Source organism: Agromyces albus, from assembly GCF_004134825.1.
GTDB lineage: Bacteria > Actinomycetota > Actinomycetes > Actinomycetales > Microbacteriaceae > Agromyces > Agromyces albus.
Map to the genome: position 1 here is coordinate 113,084 of NZ_SDPN01000004.1, position 16,666 is coordinate 129,749.

Consider the following 16,666-nt stretch of genomic DNA (forward strand, 5'->3'; position numbering starts at 1 on the left):
TCGTTTACTTTGACTGGGATCGAAGGGGAGTATTCACTATCTCTCAGCCCGCCGCAACACGGGGCACCACTCGAAGAGGAGACCACCGGATGACTCACGGATCGCGACCTTCCGCGTTCGTTGCGATGTGGCCCGACTCGTTCTCCGCCCTCTTCGACGAGAGCCGGCTCGCCCGGTTGCGCAGTCTTTGCGAGGTGCCCGACCCCGTGACATCCGGAGACCTCGACGACCCGGCCCTGGCTGATCGACTCGCCTCGGTCGAGGTGCTCATCACTTCATGGGGCACGCCCGCGCTCACGGCGGAACGCCTCGCCCGGATGCCGAACCTGAAGGCGGTCTTCCATTGCGCCGGCACCGTGCGGCCGATGGTGAGCGAGGCGTTCTGGGATCGCGGCATCCTCGTCACGTCGGCCGCCGAGGCCAACGCGATCCCCGTCGCCGAGTTCACCTTCGCGTCGATCGTGCTCGCCGGGAAGCGCGCACAGTACTTCGCTCGCGACCCCCGCGCGCACCGCCGCGAGTGGCGATCGCTGCTCGACTCGCCGCGCATGTCGAACTTCCAGCGCAGCGTGGGCGTCGTCGGTTTCTCGCGCATCGGCCGCCGGGTCGTCGCGCTCCTGCGGCAGCTCGACGGAGCCGACGTGCTCGTCGCCGATCCCTATGCGGATGCCGCGGTCGTCGCCGCCGCCGGAGCCCGTCTCGTCTCGCTCGACGAGCTGCTCCCCTCGGTCGACGTGCTCTCCCTCCACGCCCCTGCCCTGCCCGAGACGATCAACATGATCGGCGAGCGTGAGCTCGGGATGCTGCGTGACGGCGCCACGGTCATCAACACGGCTCGCGGCACCCTCCTCGACACCGATGCCCTCGCGGCCGAGTGCTCGAGCGGCCGGCTCGATGCCATCCTCGACGTCACCGACCCGGAGCCCCTTCCGCTCGACTCGCCCCTCTTCGACCTGCCGAACGTCTCGATCACGCCCCACATCGCAGGCTCCCTCGGCACCGAGACGTTCCGGCTCGCCGATGCGGCACTCGACGAGCTCGAGCGCTACCTCGACGGGCGTGCGCCGCTCTCCGCCGTCACGTTCGCCGACCTCGGAGTGAGCGCATGAGCGCCGCGACCCTGCAGCTGCCCGCCCTCGACCGGGAGCTCTCGCCGCACACCGGCTGGACCCGCGAGCACTGGGCCGCGCTCGCCGACCGCATCCTCTCCTCCTCGCGCCCGTTCGCGTCGCCGGGACACGCCCTCATCTCGTTCCCGGGTGCGCCGGGCGGCTACGGCAGTGCGGTCGACGGCCTCGAGGGCTTCGCGCGCACGTTCATGCTCGCCGCGTTCCGCATCGCGGGCTCGCCCGGCGACACCGGCGCGCTCGCCGCGTGGTTCAGCGAGGGGCTCGACGCGGGCACCGATCCGTCGTCGCCCGAGCGGTGGCTGCGCCCCGACGAGATCGGCCAGGCGAAGGTCGAGGCCGCGGCGCTCGCGATCGGCCTGCACCTCACTCGCGACGTCATCTGGCATCGCCTCGGCGCTCGCGTGCAGGGCAACATCGTCGGCTACCTCTCCACCGTCATCGGCCAGCCGTACCCGCCGATCAACTGGGTGTGGTTCCGCATCGTCGTCGAGCAGTTCCTCGCGAGCGTCGGCGGCCCCCATCGCCGCGACGACATCGAAGAGGACCTCGCGATCGCCGATGGCTTCTTCAGGGCCGACGGATGGTTCTCCGACGGCTCCTCTCGAGCGTTCGACCACTACACGGGCTGGGCGCTCCACCTCTACCCGGTGCTGTGGGCCGGCATGGTCGCCGGCGACCCGCAGCACGAAGAGCGCCTCGCCCGGTATCGCGCCCACCTCGACCGCTACCTCGACGATGCCGTCACCCTCATCGGGGCCGACGGGTCACCGCTCATCCAGGGTCGCAGCCTCGTCTACCGGTTCGCCGCCGCCGCGCCGTTCTGGGCGGGCGCGCTCGCCGGGTCCGAGACGCTCGCGCCGGGACTCGTGCGCCGCGCGGCGAGCGGCATCGTCCGGCACTTCGCCGACCGCGGGGCACCCGATGCCCGCGGCATCCTCACCCTCGGCTGGCACCACGAGTGGCGAGCCATGGCGCAGTCCTACTCCGGACCCGGCTCGCCGAACTGGGCGTCGAAGGGCATGCTCGGCCTCGCCCTGCCCGCCGACCACCCCGTGTGGACCGCGGTCGAGGAGCCGCTTCCCGTCGAACTCGGCGACGTGCAGCGAGTGATCGCCGCGCCGGGCTGGCTTGTCAGCGGCACGCGTGCCGACGGCCTCGTGCGCGTCGTCAACCACGGCACCGACCACGGCCACGAGGGCGAAGCGCAGACCGACCCGCCCCTGTACGCGCGATTCGGCTACTCGACCGCGACGGCACCCCTGCTGCGCGGCATGGGGGTGGCGCATCCGCTCGACGGCTCGGTCGCCGCGATGCGCGATGGCCTTCCAAGCCACCGCTCCGGCTTCGCCCGCGGCCCGCTCGAGTCGCTGCTCGGCGACGACGGGGAGGAGTTCGGCTGGGGGACATCCGTCGCCCGTGCGCACTGGATCGACGACGCGCCGACCGGTCCCGATCACGGCGACGGGAGGGCCGCGACCGCTGTGACGCGCGGCCCGCTCATCGAGACGTGCTCGCTCGTACGCGGCGCCTGGGAGGTGCGGTTCGTGCGTGTCTCGACGACCGGCGACGAGGACGTTCCCGCCGCCGTCATCCGCGTCGGGGGGTGGACCCTGTCGGGCGATGCCGCGCCGCTCATCGAGGGAGCCGTCGCGAGCTGCAACGGCCTCACGAGCGCCCTCGTGCCGCTCGCCGGATTCGAGGACTCGGGCGTGCGCGAAGACCTCGATGCGACGCCGCTCGGCGCCCACTCCGCGACGCCGTGGTGCAGCACGGCCGATCAGGTGACGGATGCCGCGTGGCGCATCGTCGCCGTCCTGCTCTCGGGCGACGCCAACCCGCCGTCGCCGGCTCCACAGGTCGATCTCCTCGGCGCCGACCGGTGCCGCGTGGAGTGGCCCGATGGAGCCGTGATCTCGATCGACCTTCCGGAGGTGAACCGAGCCCGAGTGCCCCGCCAACCCTGAATTTCGCGGCCGCCCGGTCGCGAACTAGCATGCCCCCGAATGAGGAGTACAACGCAATGAAGCGAACATTGGTCTCAGCGGCCGCGATCACCGCGGCCATCGGACTCGCACTCACCGGCTGCTCGGGCGCCCCCGCCCAGCAGGAGGACGAAGGTCCGGTCACCTTGAGCGTGTCGGTCTGGAACATGGAGCAGACGCCCGAGTTCCAGGCGCTCTTCGACGCCTTCGAGAAGGCGAACCCCGACATCACGATCGAGCCCGTCGACATCCTCGCCGACGACTACTCGGAGAAGGTCACCACGATGCTCGCCGGCGGTGACAAGACCGACGTGCTCACGATGAAGAACGTCACCGACTACGCGCGCTACGCGAACCGCGGCCAGCTCCTCGACGTGAGCGACGTCGTCGAGTCGCTCGGCGCCGACAACCTCGCCGGCATCGAGCCGTTCGACCTCGACGGCGAGTACTTCTCCGTCCCCTACCGCCAGGACTTCTGGCTGCTCTACTACAACAAGGGCCTCTTCGACGCGGCGGGCGTCGAGTACCCCGACCACATCACGTGGGACGAGTACAAGAGCATTGCCGAGCAGCTCACCGGCGAGACCGGTGGCCAGAAGGTCTTCGGCACCTACCACCACTACTGGCGATCGGTCGTGCAGGCGATCGCCGCAGCACAGACCGGTGGCGACCTGCTGAGCGGCGACTACGGGTTCATGGAAGACCAGTACTCGCTCGCGCTCGACCTGCAGACCGGCGGGAACGCGCTCGACTTCGGAACCGCGAAGACGCAGCAGATCAGCTACCGCACGATGTTCGAGACCGGCCAGGCCGCGATGATGCCGATGGGCACGTGGTACATCTCGGGAATCGCCGCGGCGATCGAGGGCGGAACGTCGACGGTCGATTGGGGCGTCGCGCCGATGCCGCAGATCGATGCCGGTGAGGAGACCGTGACCTTCGGATCGCCGACCGCCTTCGCCGTGAACAAGAACTCGGAGCACCAGGACGCGGCCAAGAAGTTCCTCGAGTTCGCAGCCGGCGAAGAGGGTGCCAAGGCGATCGCCGCGATCGGCGTCGTGCCGGCCTTCTCGTCCGACGACGTAACCGCGGCCTTCACGGCACTGCCCACCGACGACCTGTCGGTCACCACGTTCAGTGAGCCGAAGGACGTCGTGCTCGAGATGCCCGTGAGCGAGTACTCCTCGGACATCAGCACCATCCTCGATGAGGAACACGAACTCATCATGGTCGGCGACGCCTCGATCCCCGACGGCATCGCCACGATGGACGAGCGCGTCACGGGCGACGTCCTCGAGTGATCCCTGCGGGGACCCCGCCTTCCCGGCGGGGTCCCCGCACCAGCTCGCACCTGAACCAACCCCGGAGGAACCGCCATGGCGATCGCCGCAACGCGCGCACCGGTGCGCCCGCAGTCCAGAGCCCGAGCGCGGCGCAACGCGCTCGTGGGCTGGAGCTTCATCCTGCCCAACTTCATCGGGTTCGCGGTGCTGACCCTCATTCCCATGGGCGCCGCCTTCGTCATCGCCTTCATGGAGTGGGACTCGTACTCGCCTCCCGAGTGGGTCGGCTTCGACAACTTCGAGCGGATGCTGGGCAACCAGTCCTTCTGGATCGCGCTCGGCAACACCGCCTACTACGCCGCCGGCCACATCCCCCTCACGATGCTCGCCGCCCTCGGCCTCGCGCTCCTCCTGAACAAGCGGATCCGCGGCCTCGGCTTCTTCCGCACGACGATGTTCTTCCCGTACATCACGTCGCTCGTGGCCGTCGCGGTCGTCTGGAACATGCTCTTCAACCCGACCATGGGCCCGATCAACCAGTTCCTCGAGTGGATCGGCGTGCAGGACCCGCCGGGGTGGACGACCACGTCGGCCTGGTCGATGCCCGCCGTCATCATCACGAGCGTCTGGCGTGACATGGGCTACTACATGGTGCTCTATCTCGCGGGTCTGCAGGCCATTCCGCAGGAGTACTACGAGGCCGCCGACGTCGACGGCGCGAATGCCTGGCAGCGGTTCTGGAACATCACGATCCCGTCGCTGCGGCCGACGACGTTCTTCGTGCTCATCATGGTCACGATCGCGAGCTTCAAGGTGTTCGACCTGATCGTCGTGATGACCGACGGCGGCCCGGGCCGCGCGACCCTCGTGCTCTCGCAACTGATCTATGAAGAGGGCATCACGGAGAATCGCTTCGGATACTCGTCGGCGATCTCGCTCGCGCTCTTCCTCATCGTGCTCGTCTTCACCGTCGTGCAGTTCCGCATCCAGAAGAGGAAGGAGGACTGATGTCCGTCACCAGTACCCTCCCTGAAGTCGACCGGCTCGCCGACGAGCTCGCACCCCCGGCCGCCGGCCGCCGGCTGACCGCGAAGCGCCGCGGGCCGAGGTTGAAGCCCGCGAAGCGCGTCCTCCTCTACGTGCTGCTCGCGGCACTCACGCTGCTCATCTTCGTGCCGTTCTTCTGGATGGTCTCGTCGTCGCTCAAGCACAATAACCAGGTCTTCTCGATTCCGATCCAGTGGATCCCGACCGAGTTCGTCTGGTCGAACTACGTCGACATCTGGACGCGCATCCCGCTGCTGACCTACCTGAAGAACTCGCTGTTCCTCTCGGTCACGATCACGTTCCTGCAGGTGCTGACGGGCAGCTTCGCCGCCTACGGCTTCTCGAAGATGCGCTTCAAGGGCCGTGACGTGCTGTTCGTCATCTACATCGCGACGATCGCCGTGCCGTGGCAGGCCTACATGATTCCGCAGTACATCATGATGCAGAACGCCGGCCTCGTGAACACGCACCTCTCGATCATCCTGCTGCAGGCGTTCGGCGCGTTCGGCGTGTTCCTCATGCGGCAGTACTACATGACGATCCCCGATGAGCTGAGCGAGGCCGCCCGCATCGACGGCCTCAACGAGTACCGGATCTGGTGGCGGATCATCCTGCCCCTCACGAAGCCGGCACTCGCGAGCCTCGCCCTGCTGACGTTCGTGAGCACGTGGAACGACTACATGGGTCCGTTCATCTACTTCACGAGCAATGACCTGTGGACCGTGCAGATCGGGCTGCGGTCGTTCGTCGGCCAGTTCGACGCGGAGTACGCCATGATCATGACCGGATCGGTGATCTCGGTCATCCCGATCGTGATCGTCTTCCTGCTCGGCCAGCGGTTCTTCATCCAGGGCATCGCGACGAGCGGATTGAAGGGCTGACCGTGGGCACCGACGCCGACCAGCGCGCGAGCATCGATCGGCGGCCGAAGTCGGGCATCGCGCGAGTGCTCGCGCCGAGCCGCGAGACGTTCGAGAACGTGTTCGACACGGTCTACCAGGCGCTCGCGATCGCGTTCTCGGTGGCCGTCGCGGGCGTGCCGCTCGTCGCGGCCCTCACCGTCGTCGCCCAGCCGCTCGCGGCGTGGCCGTTCCTGCTGCTGTGCGCCGTGCCGCTCGGGCCGGCGATCACCGCGGCGTTCAGTTGCTTCGAACGCGCAAGGCGCACGGGTGACCTGCGGCCGATGCGCGACTTCTGGATCGCCTACGCCGGCACCGCCAGGCGTGCGCTCGGCGTCTGGGTCGCGACGCTCGTGCTGGGCGCGATCCTCGTGCTCGACGTCATGTTCCTGTGGGGCACGGAGTTCGCCGCGCTCGTCGGTCCGCTTCTCGCCGTGGTCGGCGCACTGCTCGTCGTCACGGCGCTCGGCTCGTTCGCCGGCATCGCGCGGCATCCCGAGTCGCGTGTGCGCGACATCCTGAAGGCCGCGCTGTTCCTCGCCGTCAGGCGCTGGCCGGTCTCGCTCGTGACCCTCGCCATCCTCGGTGCGTGGGCCACGATCATCCTGGCCCAGCCGGTGGTCGGAGTGCTCGGGCTCGGCGGCTTCGCGCTCTACCTGCTCTGGAGCAATTCCGCGGCCGGCTACGCGTCGCTCACGCGCGAGTCCGAGGCCACTCCGACCACCCGATAGCTCAGACCTGCTGCGGCACGACGTCGAAGGCGACGCGGCCGTCGGGGGAGACGCTCGCGTCGAGTGTCTTGTCCGAGAGGGCGACGGCGGCATTCTCGCCGAGGTAGACGCGGGCGCCGGCCTGTTCCACGATGGCGTCGCTCTCCTCGGGGGTGGGGACGATCTCGACGGCGAACTCCGTGCCGGCCGGATCCTCCGCGTTGATGCGGAGTCCGGTGCCGTCGGGGCCGCCGCTGCGATCGACGATCTCCTTGACGACCATGGTGGCGGTGTCGGTCAGTGTGAGCATGCGATTCTCCTCTGCGATCACGAAGTGTCCACCCTTCAGGATCGCCACAGACTCGGCAACCCCTTGAGATCGAGGCGCGGATGCCCCAGACTGGGCGCCCTTGGGGACCCGTCGGGTGGTATCGATACGCGTCCGGCTTCGCCGGGCGCTACTCAACCACCGGGGCCGCTGCGTAGCGTCGCACGAGTTCGTCGAATCCGAAGGTCGTGTTGACGATCAGGATTCCGGCTGCCGCGAAGGCGGGTGTGAAGAATGCCAGGCTCGGCCCGACGAGCGGGATGAGCGTCGCTGCATACGCGACCGCGATGAGCATGAGCCACGCGAGCGCGACATGCGGGCGGGATGCCACCGACCGCCCGGCCACGACGAGGAGTGCGGATGGGCGACCCGAGACGCCCGTCGCGACGGCACACGAGAGCGCCACGGCGAGCACGATCGCGATGACCGCGAGGAGGACCGCGCCGGCGACGACCACCGCCGTGTTCTCCGTGAGGATGACGTTGTAGGCCATGAGGAGGGCGAGGAGCGCGACGAGCCCCCAGTACCACCCCAGCGAGGTCGTCCCCGACGCGAAAGCCCGCCAGAACCGGCGGAACGCAGTCCCGGGGGAGCCGCGCTCCTGGAGGAGGGCCCGCGAGGTCGAGAGCGCGGCGAACAGCGCTGGGCCGAGGGGCAGCATCGAGACGACGCCTACGACGACGGCCAGGTGCGTCGGCTGCCATCCCACCAGTTGCTCGAACAGCACATAGGGAATCGCGCACGCGACCACGCTCACGGAGACCGCGACGACGTAGGCGACGTTCAGCAGTGCCCGCGCAAGGGGCCCGTCGTGCGCGAAGCCCTTCATCATCCCTTGACCGCTCCGATCGACATCCCCTTGATGAAGTATCGCTGGAAGGCGGCGAAGATGATCACCGAGGGGACGATGGCCAGGATCGCGCCGGTGTAGATGAGCTCCCACTGCGAGGTCAGCAGGCCCATCATGCGGCTGAGGGCGACGTTGATCGTTCCCGCCGACGAGGAGTCCAGGAACACGAGCGGAATGAAGAAGTCGTTCCAGAGGCCGAGCGCCTGGATGATGATGAACGCCGAGGTCACGGGCATCAGCATCGGGAAGACGATCGTCCAGAACGTGCGGAGCCGGCCGGCCCCGTCCATGTGGGCGGCTTCCTCGACCTCGGTCGGAACGCCCTTGATGAAGCTGCAATACAGGAGCACGCCGAAGGATGCCGCGCCTCCGAGATGCACGAGGATCACGCTCGTCAGGGTGCTGTACAGGCCGACGTCGTCCATCGCCGATACGAGCGGGATCATCCGCACCTGGAAGGGGATCATGAGCCCCGCGATGAAGAGGATGTAGATGAATCTCGACGTGCGTCCGCCGATGCGCTCGATGCCGTACGCCGCCATCGGCACCAGGGCGATCAGCAGCACGATCGTGCCGACGGTGATGACGAGGGTGTTCCAGAGCGCCTCGCCGTATTGGGTGTCCTGGAACAGCCGTACATAGTTGTCGAACCTGAACGACGTGGGCAATCCCATCGGATCGCGCGTGATCTCCGCGTAGTTGCGGAAGGAGTTGAGCAACGCGTAGACGACGGGGAACGACACCACGATGACGAGCACCGCGAGGACGACCATCGAGACGACTTCGCCACGGCCCAGCCGGACCCGCTCGGCCTTCCGGATGCTGCTGCGCGACGCCGGGCGCTGTGCTTTCGTGGATTGCGTGCTCATGCCTGGATCTCCCGTTTGCGCATGTACCGATTGGCCAGGACCGTGCTCACGATGACGACGATGAAGAGCACGATGGCCGCGGCACTGCCGTAGCCGGCGCGGTACTCGCCGAAGCCGACCTTGTAGATGAAGAAGGCCATCGTCTCGCTCACGAATCCGGGGCCGCCGCTGGTCAGCACCATGACCTGGTCGAAGATCGTCCAGCCGGCGATCACCGCGAGGGTCATGTTTACGGTGACGGCGCCGGCCAGCATCGGCCAGGTGACGAAGCGGAAGACCTTCGCGTTGCTCGCGCCGTCGATCTTCGCCGCCTCCACGAGCTCTTGCGGCACGGACTGCAGGTTCGCGAGGTAGATCAGCGTCGTGTTGCCGCCGAGCGTGAAGCAGACGATGAAGAGGAGCACGCCGACCACGAGATCGCTGTCGCCCAGCCAGTCCTGGGCGAGGTCGCCGAGGCCCAGGTCGCGCAGCAGCGTGTTCACGGAGCCGAAGTTGAAGTTCAGCATGTACTTCCAGATCGTCGCCGCGATGAATCCGCTGACGAGTGCAGGCAGGTAGACGATCGTGCGGAAGAACCCCTGCCCTCGGTTGAGCTTGTCGAGCAGCAGCGCGACCACGAGGGAGATGACGTTGATGATGACGGCCGAACCGAGGCCGAGGAGGAGCGTGTTCCTGACGGCATTCCAGAACCGCCCGCTGCCGAGGATCTCCTCGTAATTGCGCAACCCGATGTAGTCGTACGAGCTGTTGACGCCGTCCCAGTCGGTCAGGCTCAGCTGCAGCGACTGCAGCGAGGGGAGGATGACCATCACGAGGTAGACCACGAGCGCCGGCAGGATGAACATGAACATGCCCCAGCGCTGCCGGCGGAAGCGGCGTGAGACGACGCGTACCGGCGCGACGTCGGCGGCGGGGTGGTCACCACCGGGGCCTTGGGGTTGCGCCAGCGGTTCCAGCGGCCCATCGCCCGTCAGGCGCACGGCCGTGGCGACGGCCGTGGCCTGTCCCTCTCGATCACTCATTCGTCTCTTCGTTCCCGGTAGGGGCCTTCTCGGCCCGTCATACGGTGGCGGATGACCCGGTGATCCGCGTCGACCGGGCAGGTCGGCGGATCACCGGGTCGGTCCGTTCAGCCTGCGGCCGCGATCTTCTCGTACTCGGCCTGAGCCTTCTCGATGGCCTGGTCGATCGTCGTCTGGCCGTCCTGCATCTCGATTCGGGTCTGGCGGAAGAACGTGTTGAAGCTGCTGAAAGTGGCCAGCTTCGGCTCGTTCGAGTACCAGGTGAGGTTCGGGTTCTCGAGCAGCGCGAAGAAGTCCTCGGCGCCGGGGATCGACGTGTTGCGCTTCACCTTGTCGGCTTCGGCGATGTTCGGGGCGATCATGCCCAGCTCCTCGATGAGGTTCGCCGTGTCGACCGAGAAGTAGAACTCCAGGAAGTCGACGGCCGCCTGGTATTCCTTCTCGTCCTCGGCCGCCTGCGAGGAGATGGCGATTCCGCTCGCGGTGTCGCCGTTCACGGCGTTCTTGAGGACGTTGATGTCGCCGTCCTCATCAGGGATGATGAACAGCCCCGCCTCGAAGTCGGGATCGACCTTGTTGACGTCGAGGAGTCGCCCGAGGCCCGCCGACGAGGTCGCCATCACGGCCTGGCCGTTGACGAGGAGCGTCGTCGTCTGCGCGTCTGCCGTGGACTGCCAGCCCTGGAGCACGTAGGTGTCGGTGATGCGCTTGAGCTCTTCGAGCGGTGCCTTGAGGTCTGCGATGGAAGCCTCGCCGGCCTGAACCGCGTTCCAGAAGCCGTCTTCGTCGCTCCACTCGGCGAACACGGGCGCTGCCAGCGGCTTCCAGAGCTGGTCGCTCGGCCACACCTCGCCGGCGGCTGTGGCCAACGGCACGTCACCGTTGCTCTTGATCTCCTCCATGAGGTCGATGAAGTCGTCGTAGGTCTCGGGCACCTCGAGCTTGTGCTTCTTGAAGTAGGCCTTGTCATAGACGATGTTGATGCCGATCTCGCCGTTCAGTGCAGTCGTCGGCACGACGTAGACGTTCCCGTCGCTGCTCTCGCCGTAGACGTTCTCGTCGAGGAGCGAGGTGACCGACTCGGGGATCGGGGCGAGCTTGCCCGCGTTGATGTAGGTGAGGGTGTCGCGCATGTCGATGAGCGCCGGCCAGTTGCCCGTGGCGTCCATGGTCTTCACCGCGGTGGCGTAGTCGCTGCCGGCGGGCAGGGGGTCGAGCTGCACGGTCGCCGTGTCGCTCTGCTCGTTGAAGGCGTCGACGACGCCCTCGACGACGCCGTTCCAGGTCTCGTCACCGGTCGCGTACGTGAACCGGATAGTGGTCTTCTCGGCAGCTTCGGTCTCGGCTCCGCCCGAGGCGCAGCCGGTCAGGGCGAGTGCAGCGATGGCCGTCATCGCGAGGCCGATGCCTGCTTTCCTCCTCGCACCGCGCGCAGTGGGCTGCTCCGCCCCGACGCCTCGCGACGAGGGTCGCACCATTGCGTATGTCATGTCTTCTCCTTTGAGATCACGTCGCCCACTCGGGTCGCGGGCCACTTTACGTCACTGGAGAACGTTTGCCAACACTGTGACGACGCAATGACCGCCGAACCGCTTCCGCAGGTGACACTGACTATCGTCATACAGTGGATATCGGTGTCCGTAACGTTTCGTCGTGGACGAGGGGACGGCGCCGAAGGGGAGGGTGGATGGTGGCAGACGATTCGGGTTCGAAGCCCGTGACGCTGACCGATGTGGCGCGCCTCGCCCGGGTGTCCGTTCCCACGGCATCACGCGTGCTCAACGGCGGCGTGCGCGGGAAGGCGAGTGGCACTCCCGAGCTGCGCCGGCGCGTCGAGGAGGCCGCCCGCGCGCTGGGGTACTCGGTGAGCACCGCGGCCCAGGCGATCAAAGACGGGCGCGCCCGAACGATCGCGCTCATCGTCAGCGACATCGACGACTTCGGCTCGGCCACCGTGATCGCGGGCGTGATGCACGCAGCCGAGGAGCGAGGGCTCTCCGTCGCGGTGCGCACCACGCGCGACGACGCTCGGCGCGAGCTCGACCTGCTCACCAAGCTGCGAGGTGAGCGCCACCGCGCGATCGTGCTCGCCACGAGCCGCACGACCGACGCCGAGCGGGAGGCCGTGCTCGATGAGCACTTGCGCCTGCTCCAGGCGCAGGGCGCGAGCGTCGTGCTCATCGGCGACAGCGACCTGCCGTATCCGGCCGTGACCGTCGACAACCGCGGGGCAGCGGCGCGACTCGCGGTGGGACTCGTCGACGCCGGCCATCGCTCGTTCGCGGTGATCTCCGGTCCGACCGACCAGGTGACCTCGCGCGATCGGGTCGAGGGATTTCTCGAGGGGCTCGCGGAGCGGGGCATCACGGTGCCCGACGATGACGTGATCCACGCGCCGTTCTCGCGCGATGGCGGATTTGAGGCCGTGCAGCGTCTCGGTGATCGCGTCGGCGGATTCGACGTGATCGCCGCCATGAGCGATGCGATGGCGGTGGGCGCGATCGCATCGCTGCGCGACCGCGGCATCGAGGTGCCGAACGGCATCGAGGTGACCGGCTTCGACCACGTGCCGATGCTCGGCGACGTCCTGCCGCGATTCAGCACGGTCGAGATCCCGCTCGAGGCCTTCGGCGAGGCCGCGCTCTCCCTCGCGCTCGATGAGGCCGAGGGCGATGAACGGCCGACGCGCATCGCACTGCCCACCGAGACGATCGTCAAGGGCTCGGTCTACGCCGGCTGATGCCCGTCGGCGTGCGATGGTCGCGAGTCGTTGTAAGCTGCTGGGATAACGATATCCGCAAGGCCTCCGACTCGAGGGCCTCGTGACGAAGGAGTCAGCCATCTCGAACGAACTCATCGACGCCCCTCTGAGGGCGTCGACGCTGTCCTCCGTCGCGCGGCTGGGTTGGGACGAGGACAACGCCGTGTCGCTCATCGGCATCGACGACTCCACTTTCCTCGGTCGCCGCGGAGTCCCGCTCGTCGAGATCTTCAGCGCCGATGAGCAGCGAGCGCGCACGAGCCAGGCCTACGTGCGCTCCGCGATCGGGGCGCGCCTTCGCTACGTCGAGCACTCTGAGCAGGCGACCGACTCCGAGACATCCGTGTGCGTGACCCAACGCGACCCCGAGACCGGACTCGTCGTGCGTTCCTGGATCACGCGCCCGCGAACGGCGCGCGTGATCAGGGTGCGCACGACGATCGAGAACACGTCGAGCGCGACGATCGTGCTGACCGCGGCCTCGACCGCGACCTTCGGCTTCGGTGCGTCGGAAGCCGACCTCGACGAGGTGCTGCTCGCGGTCGCCGAGAGCGAGTGGCTCGCCGAGAATCGCTGGCAGGAGCATTCGCTGAGGGTGTGGCTGCCTCGACTGAACCTCGCCCTGCACGGGCAGGACGGTCGCGGTCACCATGGAATGACCAGTCACGGTGCATGGTCGACCGGCGAGCACCTCGCCGCTGGGATCGTGACGAGCGTGATGACCGGCGAAGCCCTCGGATGGCAGTTCGAGACGAGTGGAGGGTGGCACTGCGACCTCTCGCAGGCGCGAGACGGCGGAACGATCAGCCTCCTCGGCCCGACCGACCACCACCACCAGTTCGCGCACGAACTGCAGCCGGGGGAGACCTTCGAGACCGTCCCCGTCGCGGTCGCGACCTCCGGCCAGGGACGCGACGGCGTCGTCGCCGAGTTCACGCGGTACCGTCGCTGGCTCAGCGCCGGGGCGGTGGATCGCGAGCAGTTGCCAGTGATCTACAACGACTTCATGAACACCCTCATGGGACAGCCGACGACCGAGGCGCTGTTGCCGCTCATCGACGCGGCCGCCGAGGCGGGCGCGGAGGTCTTCTGCATCGACGCGGGGTGGTTCGCCGACCCCGCGATCGGAGACTGGTGGTCGACGGTCGGCGAATGGCGCGAGGCATCCGCTCGCTTCACCGGAGGGCTCGCCGAGGTCATCGACCACATCCACCGCCGCGGCATGAAGAGCGGGCTGTGGCTCGAGCCCGAGGTCGTCGGTATCGAGAGCGCGGCCGCTGAGCTTTTGCCCGACGACGCGTTCTTCACGCGCTTCGGGCGCCGAGTGCGTGAGCACGACCGCTACCATCTCGACCTGCGCCATCCTGCAGCACGGGCCCATCTCGACGAGACTGTCGACCACCTCGTGTCCGCGTTCGGAATCTCGTACCTCAAGCTCGACTACAACATCAACCCGGGCATGGGCACGGACTGGCGCGCGACCGCGCCGGGCGACGGGCTGCTCGGGCACACCCGTGCATTCCGCGCATGGCTCGTCGACGTGCAGGAGCGGCATCCGCACCTCCTGCTCGAGAACTGCAGTTCGGGAGCCATGCGCGCCGACTACTCGCTGCTCTCGGTCTCGCACCTGCAGTCGACGAGCGACCAGCAGGACTTCCGGCTCTACCCGCCGATCGCGGCATCCGCTCCCGCAACGATCCTGCCCGAGCAGTGCGGCAACTGGGCCTACCCGCACGTCGAGATGACCGACGAGGAGACGGCGTTCACGCTCGTCACCGGACTTGCCGGCCGGCTCTACCTGTCGGGATTCCTCGACACGCTGCGCGGTTCGCAATTCGAGCTGGTGCGTGACGCGGTTCGCGTGCACAAGCAGTTGCGCGACGCGCTCGCAGACCTCGAGCCCTTCTGGCCGCTGGGCCTCCCCGGCTGGGACGACGCCGCGATCTGCCTCGGTCTTCGCGGCCCCGACGCGAGCTACCTCATCGTGTGGGACCGCAGCGACGCCGCCGCCACGATCACCGTGCCGGGAGTCGCGGGCCCGGTTCGCGAGGTCTTCCCGCGAAGCCTCGTCGAGTGGAACACCGCCCCCGAGGGCGACGGCCTCCGATTCGAGACGGTGCCCGGACCGACCGCTCGCGTGTTCGAGCTCGGTGCAGGGGCATGAGGTCTGACGTGCCCGTCATCGCCACGAACCCGATCCTCCGCGGGTTCAATCCCGACCCCTCGATCGTGCGGGTCGGCGACGAGTACTTCGTCGCCACGAGCACCTTCGAGTGGTTCCCGGGGGTGCGCCTCCACCGGTCTCGCGACCTCGCGAACTGGGAGGTCGTCGGGCACGCTCTCGACGAGTCGAACGGCTTCGATCTCCGCGGGGTCCCCGACTCGGGCGGCGTGTGGGCGCCGAGTCTCACGTACGTCGACGGCGAGTTCTGGCTCGCGTACTCCGTCATCCGCACGATGGACGGCGACAACAAGGATCTCGACAACTACCTCGTGACGGCTCCGGATGTCTCGGGGCCGTGGAGCGAGCCGATCCATCTCGGTTCCCGGGGCTTCGATTTCTCGTTCTTCCACGACACCGACGGCACGCACTGGATCGTCGGCGTGGCGTGGGACCAGCGCCCCGAGCATCCGAGCTTCAGCGGCATCGTGCTCGAGCAGTACTTCCACGACCGGCAGCGAGTGTCTGGCGAGGCGGTGCAGATCTACAGTCAGCCGTCGCTCGTCGAGGGGCCGAACCTCTATCACTTCGACGACGGCTACCACCTGCTGCTCGCCGAGGGCGGCACGGGCTGGAACCACGGCATCACGGTCGCGCGTTCTCATTCGCTCACGGGTCCGTACGTGCGCGACGCGGCGCCCGCCGTGCTGACGAGTCGCGACGACCCAGGCACGCCCCTGCAGAAGGCCGGCCATGGTGAGCTCGTGGCCCTGCCCGGCGGCGGGTGGGCGCTCGTCCACCTCGCGAGCCGGCCCGCGCTGCGGCTCGGCGAGCGCTACTCGACGCTCGGCCGCGAGACCTGCATCCAGCGAGTCGTCTTCGATGACGAGGGGTGGCTCCGGCTCGAGGGCGGCGGGCACCACGGCCGGGTCGAGGTCTCATTCCCCGAACTCGAGTCGGCACCCGTGGTGAAGCCGCCGGCACGCGACGACTTCGAGGGCGATGCGCTCGACCTCCGCCGATGGTCGACCCTGCGCAGCGCCGCGGATCCCGCCGCCTTCGATCTCGGCAGCAGGCCCGGATGGTTGCGGCTTCGCGGCGGGCACTCGACAGCGAGCGTCTTCGAGCAGGCGATGATCGCGCAGCGCGTCGAGGAGCTCGATGCGACCGTCGAGACCCTCGTCGATGCCGAGCCGACGTCCGTGCGCCAGGCGGCGGGCCTCGTCGCGTGGTACGACCGGTCGGCGTGGATCTGGCTCCAGCTCACCTGGGATGCCGAGAACGGGCGGCATCTTCGGGTCGTCACCCGCGATCGCACAACGACGAGATCGGAGCCCTACGCCGTCGGCCCCGGTCCGGTCGGCCTGCGGATGTCGATCGCCGGCGGCGACCTCCGCTGCTCGGCGACCGCTGCCGACGGTGCGTGGCGTGACCTTCCCGGCGAGTACCCCGCGTACGCACTCTCCGACGACCACGGCGGCGGGCTGCGCTTCACCGGGATGTTCGCGGGCGTGCGCGCTGACGACCTCGATCGACAGGGCTGGTTCGCCGACTTCGACTACGTCGACGCCGGTTTCCGAGGCGCGTGAATGGCGCTCGGCAGCCCCTCCGCCTATCCTCGACC

Annotated in this window: 14 protein-coding genes; 9 read left to right on the forward strand and 5 right to left on the reverse strand. The window is 68.1% G+C overall.

Going from position 1 to position 16,666, the window contains the following annotated elements; all coding sequences use genetic code 11:
• Nucleotides 1-89: 89 nt before the first annotated feature.
• From ESP51_RS03720 to ESP51_RS03745, 6 genes are all read left to right on the forward strand, one after another.
• A complete protein-coding gene (locus ESP51_RS03720) occupies nucleotides 90-1,109 on the forward strand; it encodes a hydroxyacid dehydrogenase (protein ID WP_129519542.1) in 1,020 nt (339 codons plus the stop codon).
• The gene (locus tag ESP51_RS03725; RefSeq protein WP_129519543.1) at nucleotides 1,106-3,094 is read left to right on the forward strand and encodes a DUF2264 domain-containing protein; all 1,989 of its coding nucleotides are present in this window, start codon (nucleotides 1,106-1,108) and stop codon (nucleotides 3,092-3,094) included. Before ESP51_RS03720 ends, ESP51_RS03725 begins: the two co-directional genes overlap by 4 nt.
• A gap of 56 nt (nucleotides 3,095-3,150) precedes the next feature.
• Nucleotides 3,151-4,413 carry an ABC transporter substrate-binding protein gene (locus ESP51_RS03730; RefSeq protein WP_129519544.1) on the forward strand — a complete coding sequence of 421 codons (1,263 nt, stop codon included), beginning with the start codon at nucleotides 3,151-3,153 and terminating at the stop codon, nucleotides 4,411-4,413.
• Between the two features lie 75 nt (nucleotides 4,414-4,488).
• Complete coding sequence (locus ESP51_RS03735) at nucleotides 4,489-5,403, forward strand: carbohydrate ABC transporter permease (protein WP_129519545.1); 915 nt, start codon at nucleotides 4,489-4,491, stop codon at nucleotides 5,401-5,403.
• Complete coding sequence (locus ESP51_RS03740) at nucleotides 5,403-6,323, forward strand: carbohydrate ABC transporter permease (RefSeq protein WP_129519546.1); 921 nt, start codon at nucleotides 5,403-5,405, stop codon at nucleotides 6,321-6,323. Before ESP51_RS03735 ends, ESP51_RS03740 begins: the two co-directional genes overlap by 1 nt.
• 2 nt (nucleotides 6,324-6,325) lie before the next feature.
• Entirely contained in the window at nucleotides 6,326-7,072 is a 747-nt protein-coding gene (locus ESP51_RS03745; RefSeq protein ID WP_164990389.1) for a YesL family protein, read from the forward strand.
• A 1-nt stretch (nucleotide 7,073) separates the two neighbouring features.
• Here ESP51_RS03745 and ESP51_RS03750 read toward each other — a convergent pair whose 3' ends face one another.
• The 5 genes from ESP51_RS03750 to ESP51_RS03770 all read right to left on the reverse strand — a co-directional run bounded on the left by ESP51_RS03750 (nucleotide 7,074) and on the right by ESP51_RS03770 (nucleotide 11,610).
• Nucleotides 7,074-7,361: an iron-sulfur cluster assembly accessory protein gene (locus tag ESP51_RS03750; protein WP_129519548.1), complete on the reverse strand. Its 288-nt coding sequence runs from the start codon at nucleotides 7,359-7,361 to the stop codon at nucleotides 7,074-7,076.
• Nucleotides 7,362-7,509: 148 nt separating this feature from the next.
• Nucleotides 7,510-8,211: a hypothetical protein gene (locus tag ESP51_RS03755; RefSeq protein WP_129519549.1), complete on the reverse strand. Its 702-nt coding sequence runs from the start codon at nucleotides 8,209-8,211 to the stop codon at nucleotides 7,510-7,512.
• Complete coding sequence (locus tag ESP51_RS03760) at nucleotides 8,208-9,098, reverse strand: carbohydrate ABC transporter permease (protein WP_129519550.1); 891 nt, start codon at nucleotides 9,096-9,098, stop codon at nucleotides 8,208-8,210. Before ESP51_RS03760 ends, ESP51_RS03755 begins: the two co-directional genes overlap by 4 nt.
• Nucleotides 9,095-10,120, reverse strand: a complete 1,026-nt coding sequence (locus ESP51_RS03765; protein WP_129519551.1) for a carbohydrate ABC transporter permease — start codon at nucleotides 10,118-10,120, stop codon at nucleotides 9,095-9,097. Before ESP51_RS03765 ends, ESP51_RS03760 begins: the two co-directional genes overlap by 4 nt.
• A 107-nt stretch (nucleotides 10,121-10,227) precedes the next feature.
• Nucleotides 10,228-11,610, reverse strand: coding sequence for an ABC transporter substrate-binding protein (locus ESP51_RS03770; RefSeq protein ID WP_241842959.1), 1,383 nt, complete (start codon nucleotides 11,608-11,610; stop codon nucleotides 10,228-10,230).
• Nucleotides 11,611-11,807: 197 nt separating this feature from the next.
• Here ESP51_RS03770 and ESP51_RS03775 point away from each other — a divergent pair, with 197 nt between their 5' ends.
• From ESP51_RS03775 to ESP51_RS03785, 3 genes are all read left to right on the forward strand, one after another.
• Nucleotides 11,808-12,860 (forward strand): LacI family DNA-binding transcriptional regulator, encoded by a 1,053-nt coding sequence (locus ESP51_RS03775; protein ID WP_129519552.1) that lies wholly within the window; start codon nucleotides 11,808-11,810, stop codon nucleotides 12,858-12,860.
• 82 nt (nucleotides 12,861-12,942) lie between these two features.
• Nucleotides 12,943-15,045 carry a glycoside hydrolase family 36 protein gene (locus ESP51_RS03780; RefSeq protein WP_241842960.1) on the forward strand — a complete coding sequence of 701 codons (2,103 nt, stop codon included), beginning with the start codon at nucleotides 12,943-12,945 and terminating at the stop codon, nucleotides 15,043-15,045.
• Nucleotides 15,042-16,631 carry a glycoside hydrolase family 43 protein gene (locus ESP51_RS03785; protein WP_164990390.1) on the forward strand — a complete coding sequence of 530 codons (1,590 nt, stop codon included), beginning with the start codon at nucleotides 15,042-15,044 and terminating at the stop codon, nucleotides 16,629-16,631. The genes ESP51_RS03780 and ESP51_RS03785 overlap by 4 nt, the downstream gene beginning before the upstream one ends.
• The last annotated feature ends 35 nt before the right edge of the window (nucleotides 16,632-16,666 follow it).

Excerpts from the sequence above, each read along its gene's own strand:
- ESP51_RS03720 (WP_129519542.1), top strand. The coding sequence starts at position 90 with ATGACTCACGGATCGCGACCTTCCGCGTTCGTTGCGATGTGGCCCGAC.
- ESP51_RS03725 (WP_129519543.1), top strand. The coding sequence starts at position 1,106 with ATGAGCGCCGCGACCCTGCAGCTGCCCGCCCTCGACCGGGAGCTCTCG.
- ESP51_RS03730 (WP_129519544.1), top strand. The coding sequence starts at position 3,151 with ATGAAGCGAACATTGGTCTCAGCGGCCGCGATCACCGCGGCCATCGGA.
- ESP51_RS03735 (WP_129519545.1), top strand. The coding sequence starts at position 4,489 with ATGGCGATCGCCGCAACGCGCGCACCGGTGCGCCCGCAGTCCAGAGCC.
- ESP51_RS03740 (WP_129519546.1), top strand. The coding sequence starts at position 5,403 with ATGTCCGTCACCAGTACCCTCCCTGAAGTCGACCGGCTCGCCGACGAG.
- ESP51_RS03750 (WP_129519548.1), bottom strand. The coding sequence starts at position 7,361 with ATGCTCACACTGACCGACACCGCCACCATGGTCGTCAAGGAGATCGTC.
- ESP51_RS03755 (WP_129519549.1), bottom strand. The coding sequence starts at position 8,211 with ATGATGAAGGGCTTCGCGCACGACGGGCCCCTTGCGCGGGCACTGCTG.
- ESP51_RS03760 (WP_129519550.1), bottom strand. The coding sequence starts at position 9,098 with ATGAGCACGCAATCCACGAAAGCACAGCGCCCGGCGTCGCGCAGCAGC.
- ESP51_RS03765 (WP_129519551.1), bottom strand. The coding sequence starts at position 10,120 with ATGAGTGATCGAGAGGGACAGGCCACGGCCGTCGCCACGGCCGTGCGC.
- ESP51_RS03770 (WP_241842959.1), bottom strand. The coding sequence starts at position 11,610 with ATGACATACGCAATGGTGCGACCCTCGTCGCGAGGCGTCGGGGCGGAG.
- ESP51_RS03775 (WP_129519552.1), top strand. The coding sequence starts at position 11,808 with ATGGTGGCAGACGATTCGGGTTCGAAGCCCGTGACGCTGACCGATGTG.
- ESP51_RS03785 (WP_164990390.1), top strand. The coding sequence starts at position 15,042 with ATGAGGTCTGACGTGCCCGTCATCGCCACGAACCCGATCCTCCGCGGG.